This window comes from Rhodococcus sp. IEGM 1307 (genome assembly GCF_030056915.1).
GTDB lineage: Bacteria > Actinomycetota > Actinomycetes > Mycobacteriales > Mycobacteriaceae > Rhodococcus_F > Rhodococcus_F opacus_D.
This window is the reverse complement of the sequence record NZ_JASHKW010000017.1, coordinates 207,085-218,325: the sequence shown is the minus strand read 5'-3', so window position 1 is coordinate 218,325 and position 11,241 is coordinate 207,085. Positions and strand designations below refer to the sequence as shown.

The window sequence follows — 11,241 nt, the reverse complement described above, 5'->3', positions numbered from 1 at the left end:
CGTCGAACCCGGCGCCGCCATCACCCAGGGCACCGTCCTCGCCGAACTGAAATAGCTTGTGAGTACTTGTCAACCGCCCGCGGTTGACAAGTACTCACGGGTGGCGGCCGTGCATGGCGGCCGTCACCCGCGCCGCGGCGTCGCGGACCAATTCACCGATCTCCGCCGTGCGCACACCCGACATCGGCCGTGACGCGTCGGCGACGCACAGCACGACCGCGGGTTCACCGTCACGGTCGAATGCCGCCGCATTGATCGACAGCGGCTGATAGCTGCCCTCCGGGTCGATGTCACCGACCACCGCATCCGCCGACAACAATTTGCGCGCCTCCCGCAGCGCGACGGTCGAGCGGTGCCCGCCCACACCGCGACCGCGGAGTTCCGACACGGCATCCGCGAGCGAATGCTGTTGCTGCTCCATGCATTCCATCGCGTATCCGCGCTCCCGGACGCGCGTGAGGGCCGGCTCGTACGTCGCCCGCAGCACGTCCACCTCGACTCCGAGATTCTGCCCGCCGAGGGCATACCATTCCTCGCGCTGCTCCGGCGGATACCAGGCCGCGATCCCCGAACCGATGGGCGGCGCGAGCAGCACCTTGTCACCGAGCCGCAGGCCCAGGGTTCCGCGGCGACCCCCCACCGGCTGGACCACCTCCGCGACCACCACGTCGCTGCCCGATTGCACGAACGCGATGGACGCCATGTCGGACGCGTCGGCCAGTTCGTGCATCACCGACCGCGCGAGGTCGACGACGTCCGTGGCCGTCTCGGCGGCGCGCCCGACCGGGATCAGCGCGGGCCCGAGACGGTAGGTCTTGCGGGTGGGGTGCCGGATGAGCCAGCCCGCCTCGGTCAGGGCCACGACCATCGGATAGCAGGTGGCCTTCGCGACGCCGAGGTGCCGGGCGATGTCGGCGAGGCTCCGGGGCGTCTCCGGCTCGTCTGCCAGGAGTTCCGTGAGCATCACGATGCGTTCGGTCTGCGGTGAATTTCGCGCCATGTGTTTGCATAATGCCACTCTGGCGTCGCACTGTGAACGGCGTTACAGTCGAGTCGTCTGAACGATCGCTAAATCACGTGGACCTCCGTCACAGCCGCTGCAGGAAGTGAAACCCATGAAACGCTTCGATCTACGTCGCCGGACCGACCGACTCGATCCCGAGACGCAGTACGAAGAGATCGCTCGCATTCTCGGCACGCAGGAATTTCCCTGGGACATCAACCAGGCCCTCAGCTTCGCGCTGTTCCGGACGTACGCCGTGCCGACCATCGGGCGGTTGCTGTTCGAGACGGGTGAATTCACCGAGCGCGTGCAGAAACGCTACGACGACACCGGCCTGATCCTCGACGCCGTCCTCGAACACGGCCTCACCAGCGATCCCGGTCGCGCCGGGATCCGCCGGATGAACCAGATGCACGGCTCCTACGACATCTCCAATGACGACATGCGGTACGTGCTGTCGACGTTCGTGGTGACCCCGGTGCGCTGGATCGACGACTTCGGCTGGCGGAAACTCACCCGCAACGAGATCGTCGGGTCCACCAACTACTACCGTGCGCTCGGCAAGTACATGGGCATCAAGCAGATTCCCGAGACGTTCGAGGCGTTCGAGAAATTCCTCGACGACTACGAGCGCGAACACTTCCTCTTCGACGAGGGAGGCCGCGCCGTCGCCGACTCGACGCTCGAACTCCTCTGCACGTTCCCGCCGAACAACCTCGCGCCCGCCGCCCTGATCAAGCGATTCTCCTGGGCGCTCATGGACGATCCGCTGCTCGACGCGTTCGCCTACCGCAGGCCGTCCCGCCTCGCGCGAACTCTGTCGCGGGGTGCGTTGAAGGCCCGCGCCCGCCTCGTCCGGTTCTATCCCGTGCGCACGGTGCCCAAGTTCGCGCGCGACCTGCCGAACATTCGCAGCTACCCGACCGGGTACGAAGTGGAGAAACTGGGCACCTTCCCCAAAACCTGCCCCGTACAGCACACCAACGGTACGGTCGCGCGGGAAAACACCGCATCCTGAACCGCTTTGGAGATGTGATCGACGGAAAGCCATGTGTTCGAACTATTCTCGGACACACGGTGAATGGGGGCGGGTATCACCTGGTTCTGCCGTAACGTGGCTGCGCGTAGAGACCGTCGACAGGAAGGGATTGTGTGAACTTCTCGCGAGGGACCTTGACCGTTGCCGCATTGGCAGGAGCAGCCGCACTTGCTCTGGCGCCCACGGCAACCGCCGCAACCACCTATCAGATCTCCGTCGTTCCGCCGCTCGGGACCGTCTACGCCAACAACCTGGTGACGCTCGGTGCGCTGGTCACCCCCACCCCGACCGGCACGGACGGATCCACTCCGGTCGAACTCGAAATCACCGAGCCCGACGGCGACGTGAACACGCGAACCATCCCACTCACCCTCGGTGCCGGGACGGCAGCGATCCGGACGCACGAGGCCGGCCGCTACACCGTCGTGTTCACCTTCGCCCCACCGAACGGCACACCCGCCGAGACGACGACGCAGTTCGACGCCGTCGCGTCACCGGGGCTGGGCCTGGGTAGCTGACAACCGAAACCATGCCGAGACGCATCGCCGGTCAGACGCCGGCGGTGCGCCTCTTCTTCGGCTTGACGGGAGCCTCGGTGGACCCCACGGTCTTCATCGCGATCTCGACATACTTGCGGGCCACCGCGTCCGGGGTCAGCTTGCCCTCGGCGTGATACCAGCGCGGAATCGACTGGCACATACCGAGAAGCGCCCGCGTCGTCTCCGCGGCATCCGACACGTCGAAGAGCTCCCGCTTCTTGCCTTCCTTGACGATCTCGAGGACCAGTTCCTCCACACCCTTGCGGACCGTGCGGTAACGCTGCCGGTTCTCCGGGCTCAGGTAGCGCACCTCGCTCTCGAGCGCCGCCAGACGGGATCGCATGGTCATCCGCAGCACGATCGCCTCGATGACGTTCGCGAGTCGCTGCACCGGATCGTCGCCGCCGTCGGCGCTCGCGGCGTGGGCGCGCTCGAGGACGTCGCTGGTGGAGAGCTCCAGGAGCGCCAGGAGAACGGCCTCCTTGTTCTCGTGGTGGTAATAGAGAGCGGGTACCGTGACACCGACTCGGCGGGCGATGTCGCGCACCGACGTGCCGTGGAAACCGTGTTCGTAGAACGCGTCGAGGGAGGCGCTGAGGATCGGCGTCAACTTCGTGGGTTCGAGGCGGCGCCAGTCCGCTGCGTTGCCGACCTCGGTGGGCGTCGAACCCTTGGATGAGCTGACCATCAAAGACCTATCTACCGCTCGCTATGCCAGGACGGGTCAAGTGTAGCTGTTCAGGTAGTCGGCGAAGGTCTGCGGCGGCCGCCCGGTGAGCGTCTCGACGTCCCCCGTCACCACCGCCAACTCGCCGGCCGCGATCGCTGCGTACGAGGTCACCCACCCTGCGACCTCGAAATCCGGCGCCCCGAAGTGGGCGCGGGACACGTACGCCTCGTCCAGCGTCTCGTTCTCGAACCGCACCGAACGTCCGGTCACCCTCGTGATCGTCTCGGCGGCCTCCGCGAGGGTGAACGCCTCCGGCCCGGTCAGCCGATAGGTGACGCCGTCGTGGTCGCCGTTGCCGGTGGTGAGGACCGCCGTCACCGCATCGGCGACGTCGTCGGGCGCGACCGCGCTCACCCGGCCGTCCCCGGCGGGACCCCGGATGACGCCCTGATCGTCGGCCATCAGCGGGATCATCGACTGGTACCAGCTGTCCTGCAGGAACGTGTACTTCAGCCCGGTCTCCCGGATGTGCTGCTCCGTGAAGTAGTGGTCGCGACCGAACGTGAACGTGCACTCGGGCGCCGCGCCGAGAAACGACAGGTAGACGATCCGCTCCACCCCGGCGGCACGGGCGGCGGCCACGGCGGTGCGGTGCTCCTCGCGGCGGGTGGCGCTCTCGTGTCCCGAGACCAGGAACAGCAACCGGACGCCGTCCAGCGCGGCGGTCATCGCCGGACCGTCGGCATACGTGGCCACCGCGAACGCGGAGTCGAAATGCTCGGCCAGTGGCTCGAGCCGCTGCGCGTTCCGCCCGATCAGCCGGACCCCGGCGCCGCCGCCGAGCCGCTCGAGCACCTTGCCGCCGATCGACCCCGTGGCTCCTGTCACTGCAATGGTCATGCCCCACATTCTCCCAGCGCCGGCCCTCTATCCTGACGCGTATGACTGAACCCGTGGCAACCGCTGACCTGGCAGACGAGATCGGACCCGACATCCGGAGCTGCGACACGCAGTTCATCCAGTTCGGCGGCCGTGAAGTGTTCTCCGGCCCCATCACCACCATCAAGTGCTTCCAGGACAACCTGCTGGTCAAGCAGACCCTCGGCGAGCCCGGCAACGGCGGCGTCCTGGTGGTCGACGGCGACGCCAGCATCCACACCGCCCTGGTCGGCGACATCATCGCCGGACGCGGCGTCGACAACGGCTGGGCCGGTGTGATCGTCAACGGCGCGGTCCGCGACTCGGCGATCCTGAAGACCCTCGACATCGGCGTCAAGGCACTGGGTACCAACCCCCGCAAGAGCACCCAGACCGGCTCCGGTGAGAAGAACGTCCCGATCGAGATCGGCGGCGTCACGTTCAATCCCGGCGAGACCGTCTACAGCGATCAGGACGGCGTCGTCGTCCGCTGATCCGGCGAGAACCGAGCGAACCCCGAGGAGGCGTCGATGTCCGACGAAATCCGTTCCAAGGTAGCCGGGCTGATGCCCGCGGCCCGTGACGAACTCGCCGAACTGGTGGCGATGCGGTCGGTGGCCGATCCGCGGCAGTTCCCACCGGAGGAATGCGTTCGCGCCGCCGAATGGGTCCGGGACGCCTTCATCGGGGCCGGAATCGCCCAGGTCGAACTGCTCGAGACGTCCGACGGTTCACACGCCGTCGTCGGACATCAGCCCGCGCCCGACGGGGCCCCGACGGTACTGCTGTACTGCCACTACGACGTTCAACCGCCCGGCGACGAGAAGCTATGGCACACCGACCCCTTCACCCTCACCGAGCGGGACGGCCGCTGGTACGGGCGCGGCGCTGCCGACTGCAAGGGCAATATCGTCATGCACCTGCTGGCGCTGCGCGCGCTCGGCACCCCGTTCCCCGTCGGCATCAGAATCGTCGCCGAGGGATCCGAGGAGATGGGCACCGGCGGGCTCGAGAACCTCGTCGAGGCCAGGCCCGAACTCTTCGACGCCGACATGATCCTCGTCGTCGACACCGGAAACGCCGCGGTCGGCCGCCCGACCGTCACCACAACGCTGCGCGGCATCGCGAACGTCGTGGTCCACGTCGAGACCCTGGCCGGGGAGGTGCATTCGGGCATGTTCGGCGGGCCCGCCCCCGACGCGCTGGCCGCCCTCGTCCAGATGCTCGCCACCCTGCGTGACGCGGACGGCAACACCGTCGTCGACGGGCTCGAGTCGGACCAGAAGTGGACGGGCGTCGACTACCCCGAGGCGCAGTTCCGCACCGACGCCGGCGTGCTCGACGGTGTGGGTCTCGCCGGTTCGAGTTCCGTCGCCGACGCCGTGTGGGCACGGCCGGCCCTGACGATCCTCGGCATCGACTGCCCGCCGGTGGTCGGCTCGGCCGCCGCCATCTCGCCGCGCGCATCGGCGCGCCTCAACCTGCGGGTACCACCCGGAATGGACCCGCAGAAGGCGCAGGACGCCCTCGCCGCGCACCTCGAGAACGCCGCCCCGTGGAATGCGCGGGTGACGGTGGAACGCGAAGCGGTGGGCTCCCCGTTCCGCGCCACCACCGACGGTCCCGGTTACGCGGCCCTCGGTGCGGCAATGGAGGAGGCGTTCGGGATGGAACTGGGAACCGTCGGGCAGGGCGGCTCCATCCCGCTGTGCAACGTCTTCTCCGCCGTCGTCCCCACAGCGGAGATCGCCCTGATCGGGGTGGAGGAACCGCGCTGCCTCATCCACGCCCCCAACGAAAGTGTGGATCCCAGCGAAATCGAGAACCTCGCCGTCGCCGAAGCGCTGTTCCTGCAGAGGTTCGCGACCGCCGACCGTCAGGACTGAGAACTCACCCGAGCCGTCATCCCACCGATCTCCACGACGTCCCCGTCCCGCAACTGCCGCCCCCGCCGCACCTCGACCTCACCGTTCACCGACACGAGTCCGTCGGCGATCACTTCCTTCGCCTCGGCACCCGACTCGATGAGGTTGGCGAGCTTGAGGAATTGGCCGAGACGGATGGATTCGTCGCGGATCGGGACGGCGTCGTGGATGTCGGACATGCCTCTATCTTCCCTCTTGACCCAAATCGCGGCCCGACGGCTCACACTGAACACTGGAACACCTGTCTCCCGTGATCGGTACGTATCTCTCGCCGGGAAGGAAACGCTCGATGTCAGCTAGCACCGAGACACACCACGCGTCCGAGGCGGCGGTCCCCACCGCACCACGGCCCCGCCCCGGCCTCGGCTCGAAGAACGGGCGCCTGCACCAGGTTCCCCACATCGCGGGACTGATCCTGGGCGTCTTCTCGGTGCTCGTGTTCCTGTGGAGCATCTCGCCGGTGCTGCGCTACTACGTGCACGTGCCACGGGAATACGTCGACACCTACTACTTCGACGCCCCCGACACCAGCCTGTCGTGGGCTCTGGTGGTCGCGCTGCTCGCGGCGGCGCTCGCGAGCCGCAAGCGGATCGCCTGGTGGCTGCTCACGATCTATCTCGTTCTGATCCTGATCACCAACGTGATCGTGAGCATCACGGACAAGAACGTGAATGCGATGGTCGCCGCCGTGGTCCAGGTGGTGCTGATCGGCATCCTCATCGCTGCCCGCCCGGAGTTCTACACCCGAGTCCGGCGCGGCGCCGGCTGGAAAGCCCTCGGCGTACTCATCGTCGGGCTCGCCATCGGCACCCTCCTCGGCTGGGGACTCGTCGAACTGTTCCCCGGCACCCTGCCGCCGAATGAACGCTTCCTGTGGGCGCTGAATCGCGTGACCGCGCTCGCCGCCGCCGACAACGAACAATTCACCGGGCGGCCACACGGATTCGTCAACACCCTCCTCGGCCTGTTCGGCGCGATCGCACTGCTCGCCGCCGTCATCACCCTGTTCCGTGCCCAGCGCTCCCACAACGCGCTCACCGGCAACGACGAATCGGCGTTGCGCGGGCTCCTGCTGCAGTACGGCGCGGACGACTCCCTCGGCTACTTCGCCACCCGCCGCGACAAGGCCGTCGTGTTCGCACCCAGCGGGAAGGCGGCCATCACCTACCGCGTCGAGCTAGGCGTGTGCCTGGCGAGCGGCGACCCGATCGGCGACCCGGAAGCGTGGCCCCACGCGATCGAGGCGTGGCAGGCGCTCGCGTCCCAATACGGCTGGGCCACCGCCGTGATGGGCGCCAGCGAAACCGGCGCCACCGCCTACAACAAGGCCGGTCTCACCGTGCTCCAGCTCGGCGACGAAGCCATCCTCCGCACCCGCGAATTCAACCTCAGCGGACGCGACATGCGGCAGGTCCGCCAAGCCGTCACCCGCGTCCGGCGTCAGGGCGTCACCGTCCGGATCCGCAGACACCGGGACGTCCCCGCGGAGGAGATGGCCGAGACCATCCGGCTCGCGGACGCGTGGCGCGACACCGAGACCGAGCGCGGATTCTCCATGGCCCTCGGCCGGCTCGGTGACCGCCTCGACGGCGACTGCCTGCTGGTGGAGGCAATCGCCGAGGACGGCGAGATCGACGGCATCCTGTCGCTGGTGCCGTGGGGGCCGACCGGTGTCTCCCTCGACCTGATGCGACGCAAGCCGACCTCCCCGAACGGGGTGGTGGAGCTGATGGTGTCCGAATTGGCCACCACCTCGGATCAATTCGGCATCACCAAGGTGTCGCTGAACTTCGCGGTGTTCCGCTCCGTCTTCGAGGAAGGCTCCCGCATCGGGGCCGGACCCATCCTGCGGATCTGGCGTTCGATCCTCGTCTTCTTCTCCCGTTGGTGGCAGCTCGAGGCGCTGTACCGGTCGAACGTGAAGTACCAGCCGGAATGGGTGCCGCGGTTCCTCTGCTTCGAGGACAACCGGGAACTGCTGCGCGTCGGATTCGCGTCGGCCGTCGCGGAAGGATTCGTGACTTTGCCCCGGTTCGGCCGCTCCGGAACCCGGGACGCCCTCGAGCACACCGGCACCCACGCCGCGGTCCCCGCCGCACTCGTCGCCGCCGAAGGACTGCACTCCGACGGCAGCGCACCGGGCGAAGGCCTCGCACCGACGGCGACCGGCCCGAAACGTCCCGAGCAGGTCCGCGTCCGGCTCGACAAACTGGCCGGCCTCGCCGAACAGGGCATCGACCCCTATCCCGTCGCGTATCCGCCCAGTCACACGGTGACCGAGGCCGTGGAGTCGCCGGAGGGAACGACGGTCCGCATCGCGGGCCGCCTGCTCCGGATCCGCGACTACGGCGGCGTCGTGTTCGCGGTGGTCCGGGACTGGTCCGGCGACATCCAGATCCTCGTCGACGAGGCCCGGGTGGGCACCGACCGCATCCGGGCGTTCGCCGCCGAGTTCGACCTCGGTGACCTCGTCGAGGTCGCCGGCGTCATCGGATACAGCCGCCGTGGCGCGCTGTCGCTGCTCGCGAACGAATGGCGCATGACCGGCAAGTGCCTGCACCCCCTGCCGGACAAGTGGAAGGGCCTGTCCGACCCGGAGACCCGCGTCCGGCAGCGGTACGTCGACCTGGCCATCAACTCCGATGCCCGCCGACTGCTCGAGGCCCGCAGCGCCGTCGTGAAGTCGCTGCGCGATTCGCTCGGCGGGCGCGGCTTCCTCGAGGTGGAGACCCCGATCCTGCAGCAGGTGCACGGCGGCGCCAACGCGGCCCCGTTCCTCACCCACATCAACGCCTACAACCTGGACCTGTACCTGCGGATCGCGCCGGAGCTGTACCTCAAGCGGCTGTGCGTAGCCGGCATGGAGAAGGTGTTCGAGATCGGCCGCGTCTTCCGAAACGAGGGCGTCGATTTCAAACACAATCCCGAGTTCACGATCCTCGAGGCGTACGAGGCGCACAGCGACTACGAGAAGATGATGGTGCTGTGCCGGGAGCTCATCCAGACCGCGGCGATCGCGGCGTACGGACGCGAGATCATCATGCGGCCAGGCCCCGACGGCGTGCTGGTGGAAGTCGACATCTCCGGCGAATGGCCCGTCAAGACGATGCACCAGGCGGTCGCCGAGAAGCTCGGCGTCGACGTTTCACCCGAGACGCCGCTCGCGGAACTGCAAGGGCTCTGCGACGAGCACGAGATCCCGTACCAGTCCACCTGGGACGCCGGCGCCGTCGCGCAGGAAATGTACGAGCACCTGGTGGAGGACTACACCGAATTCCCCACCTTCTACACCAACTTCCCGACGTCGATGTCACCGCTCACCCGGCCGCACCCCACGATTCCGGGGGTCGCCGCGAAGTGGGACCTCGTCGCGTGGGGCGTCGAACTCGGTACCGCGTACAGCGAACTCACCGACCCGGTGGATCAGCGGAACCGGCTCACCGAGCAGTCGATGCTCGCCGCCGGCGGGGACGAGGAGGCAATGGAACTCGACGAGGACTTCCTGCAGGCCCTCGAACACGCCATGCCCCCGACCGGTGGGCTCGGCATGGGCGTCGACCGGGTGGTCATGCTCATCACCGGCGGCAGCATCCGTGAAACCCTCGCATTCCCCCTGGCCAAGCCGAGGCAATGACCTCCCGTGGCCGGGTGGCCGTCGCGGCGCTGCTGATCCTCGGCGCCGTCGGCTACGCGTCGTGGCTGCTCGAATTCGTCCTCGACACCGGCATCGATCCACTGCGGGGGTACGCGAGCGAACTCGCCGCAGCGGACCAGCCGTACGGAATCTGGTTCCGGACCGGCGACCTGGTGACCGGATGCATCGTCGCCGTGGCCGGGGTGCTCGGACTGTCGCGGTACTCGCAGGGCTGGGCGACGGCGGTCGGGTGGATCGCGCTGATCGTGTTCGCACTCGCGACCATTGCGGATTCGCGCCTGCCACTGAGTTGCGCGGCCACCAACGACCCCGCCTGCGCCGCGCGTGAGGCCGCCGGACACCTGCCCGTCACCCATGATCTGCACGCCGTGACCAGCGCGTCCGCCTCGACGGGAGGCGTGGTGTCGTCCCTCGCGTTCCTGTTGGCCGCGTTCCGCTACGGCTGGCCGGCCTGGTTGAAAATTACCGGCGTGGCCGTGGCGACGGTGTTCGTCGGGGGCACGATATGGACGCTGACGGCCGCGGGACTCCGCGGCGACCAGGACGCCTGGCTCGGGCTCGGCCAGCGTGTCCAGCTACTCGCCTTCTGTGGATGGCTGATCTTCGTGGCACTCAGCGTGATTCACGTCACCCCCGAAAGGGATGGTTCCACGTGAAACGTCCTGGGGAAATGGTCGCGGGAGTGCACGTAGTGGTCGACGGTGAGGGTCCACCCGTCGTCCTCTACGGCGGCCTGGGCGGAAACTGGTTCGACTGGGACGAGGTGACCGAGCTGCTGTCCGGGAGCTGCCTCGTGGTGCGGATCGATCGCCCCGGGTACGGCTTCAGTCCCCCGTCCGCCGAGCGGCCGTCCGCCCGCGGCGAGGCCGGGAGAATCGCCGAGGTTCTCGACGCGCTGTCCGTGACCACCCCCGCGGTGCTCGCCGGCCACTCACTCGGCGGCATCTACGTCGAGGCCTTCGCCCGGCTGTACCCCGACCGAACCGGCGGCGTGATCCTGCTGGACGCCACCGTCACGGCCCATCCGCACCGTGTGATCCCGACCCGATGGCGCGTCACGATGGGCAGACGGGTGGCCCGAACGGCCAGCAGGGTGGGGCTGCAACGACTCCTCGGCCCCACGGTCCGCCGGATCCTGAACCACTCGACACCCCCCGACGGGATCGCACCGGGGACCCGTCGATGGGTCGAACGGATCTACCGTGAGCCGGCGTACCTCGAATCCTCGATCGTCGAGAACGCGTCGTACCCGGCGCTGGCGCAGGAGCTGGCCGCGCTGCGCGAGACCACGACGATGACGGCACCCGTCGTCGTGGCCGCCGCCCACACCGGACGTCCGACGCCCTGGGGGTCGGCGTGGATCCGCATGCAGCGACAATTCGCGGAGTTCCTCGGTGCCGCGTTCCGCGTCGTGCGTCCCGCGCACCACCACGCCATGATCGATCAGCCCGGCCAGATCGCGGCACTGGTACGGGAGCTGGCAAGCTGATCG

At 68.1% G+C, this 11,241-nt stretch carries 11 protein-coding genes; 7 read left to right on the top strand and 4 right to left on the bottom strand.

Annotation, left to right across the window (positions count from 1 at the left end):
- Window positions 1-94: 94 nt before the first annotated feature.
- The gene (locus QM841_RS29410; protein WP_280783131.1) at window positions 95-1,000 is read right to left on the bottom strand and encodes an IclR family transcriptional regulator; all 906 of its coding nucleotides are present in this window, start codon (window positions 998-1,000) and stop codon (window positions 95-97) included.
- Window positions 1,001-1,115: 115 nt separating this feature from the next.
- Between QM841_RS29410 and QM841_RS29405 the strand changes: the two genes are divergently transcribed.
- Together QM841_RS29405 and QM841_RS29400 are read left to right on the top strand one after the other, a co-directional pair.
- Window positions 1,116-2,021 carry an oxygenase MpaB family protein gene (locus QM841_RS29405; RefSeq protein ID WP_283334732.1) on the top strand — a complete coding sequence of 302 codons (906 nt, stop codon included), beginning with the start codon at window positions 1,116-1,118 and terminating at the stop codon, window positions 2,019-2,021.
- Window positions 2,022-2,155: 134 nt separating this feature from the next.
- The gene (locus QM841_RS29400) at window positions 2,156-2,560 is read left to right on the top strand and encodes a hypothetical protein (RefSeq protein WP_105417032.1); all 405 of its coding nucleotides are present in this window, start codon (window positions 2,156-2,158) and stop codon (window positions 2,558-2,560) included.
- A gap of 31 nt (window positions 2,561-2,591) precedes the next feature.
- Here QM841_RS29400 and QM841_RS29395 read toward each other — a convergent pair whose 3' ends face one another.
- Window positions 2,592-3,269: a TetR/AcrR family transcriptional regulator gene (locus QM841_RS29395; RefSeq protein WP_283334731.1), complete on the bottom strand. Its 678-nt coding sequence runs from the start codon at window positions 3,267-3,269 to the stop codon at window positions 2,592-2,594.
- A gap of 36 nt (window positions 3,270-3,305) precedes the next feature.
- Window positions 3,306-4,151, bottom strand: a complete 846-nt coding sequence (locus QM841_RS29390; protein ID WP_283334730.1) for an SDR family oxidoreductase — start codon at window positions 4,149-4,151, stop codon at window positions 3,306-3,308.
- A 41-nt stretch (window positions 4,152-4,192) separates the two neighbouring features.
- On the opposite strand from QM841_RS29390, the gene rraA reads away from it, so the two are divergent.
- Window positions 4,193-4,663, top strand: a complete 471-nt coding sequence (rraA, locus tag QM841_RS29385) for a ribonuclease E activity regulator RraA (protein ID WP_005563989.1) — start codon at window positions 4,193-4,195, stop codon at window positions 4,661-4,663.
- 36 nt (window positions 4,664-4,699) lie between these two features.
- Window positions 4,700-6,055 (top strand): dipeptidase, encoded by a 1,356-nt coding sequence (locus tag QM841_RS29380; RefSeq protein WP_283334729.1) that lies wholly within the window; start codon window positions 4,700-4,702, stop codon window positions 6,053-6,055.
- Here the strand turns inward: QM841_RS29380 and QM841_RS29375 are convergent.
- Window positions 6,046-6,273, bottom strand: a complete 228-nt coding sequence (locus tag QM841_RS29375) for an RNA-binding S4 domain-containing protein (protein ID WP_005263380.1) — start codon at window positions 6,271-6,273, stop codon at window positions 6,046-6,048. The two genes, QM841_RS29380 and QM841_RS29375, sit on opposite strands and share 10 nt — an antisense overlap.
- Window positions 6,274-6,383: 110 nt before the next feature.
- On the opposite strand from QM841_RS29375, the gene lysX reads away from it, so the two are divergent.
- The 3 genes from lysX to QM841_RS29360 are packed head-to-tail and all read left to right on the top strand — an operon-like array spanning window position 6,384 to window position 11,238.
- On the top strand, window positions 6,384-9,728 hold the full coding sequence (gene lysX / locus QM841_RS29370; protein WP_283334728.1) for a bifunctional lysylphosphatidylglycerol synthetase/lysine--tRNA ligase LysX: 3,345 nt from the start codon (window positions 6,384-6,386) through the stop codon (window positions 9,726-9,728).
- Window positions 9,725-10,405, top strand: coding sequence for a DUF998 domain-containing protein (locus tag QM841_RS29365; RefSeq protein ID WP_280783126.1), 681 nt, complete (start codon window positions 9,725-9,727; stop codon window positions 10,403-10,405). Before lysX ends, QM841_RS29365 begins: the two co-directional genes overlap by 4 nt.
- 14 nt (window positions 10,406-10,419) lie before the next feature.
- Entirely contained in the window at window positions 10,420-11,238 is an 819-nt protein-coding gene (locus tag QM841_RS29360; RefSeq protein WP_349307428.1) for an alpha/beta fold hydrolase, read from the top strand.
- The last annotated feature ends 3 nt before the right edge of the window (window positions 11,239-11,241 follow it).

Excerpts from the sequence above, each read along its gene's own strand:
- QM841_RS29410 (WP_280783131.1), bottom strand. The coding sequence starts at position 1,000 with ATGGCGCGAAATTCACCGCAGACCGAACGCATCGTGATGCTCACGGAA.
- QM841_RS29405 (WP_283334732.1), top strand. The coding sequence starts at position 1,116 with ATGAAACGCTTCGATCTACGTCGCCGGACCGACCGACTCGATCCCGAG.
- QM841_RS29395 (WP_283334731.1), bottom strand. The coding sequence starts at position 3,269 with ATGGTCAGCTCATCCAAGGGTTCGACGCCCACCGAGGTCGGCAACGCA.
- QM841_RS29390 (WP_283334730.1), bottom strand. The coding sequence starts at position 4,151 with ATGACCATTGCAGTGACAGGAGCCACGGGGTCGATCGGCGGCAAGGTG.
- rraA (WP_005563989.1), top strand. The coding sequence starts at position 4,193 with ATGACTGAACCCGTGGCAACCGCTGACCTGGCAGACGAGATCGGACCC.
- QM841_RS29380 (WP_283334729.1), top strand. The coding sequence starts at position 4,700 with ATGTCCGACGAAATCCGTTCCAAGGTAGCCGGGCTGATGCCCGCGGCC.
- QM841_RS29375 (WP_005263380.1), bottom strand. The coding sequence starts at position 6,273 with ATGTCCGACATCCACGACGCCGTCCCGATCCGCGACGAATCCATCCGT.
- lysX (WP_283334728.1), top strand. The coding sequence starts at position 6,384 with ATGTCAGCTAGCACCGAGACACACCACGCGTCCGAGGCGGCGGTCCCC.
- QM841_RS29365 (WP_280783126.1), top strand. The coding sequence starts at position 9,725 with ATGACCTCCCGTGGCCGGGTGGCCGTCGCGGCGCTGCTGATCCTCGGC.
- QM841_RS29360 (WP_349307428.1), top strand. The coding sequence starts at position 10,420 with ATGGTCGCGGGAGTGCACGTAGTGGTCGACGGTGAGGGTCCACCCGTC.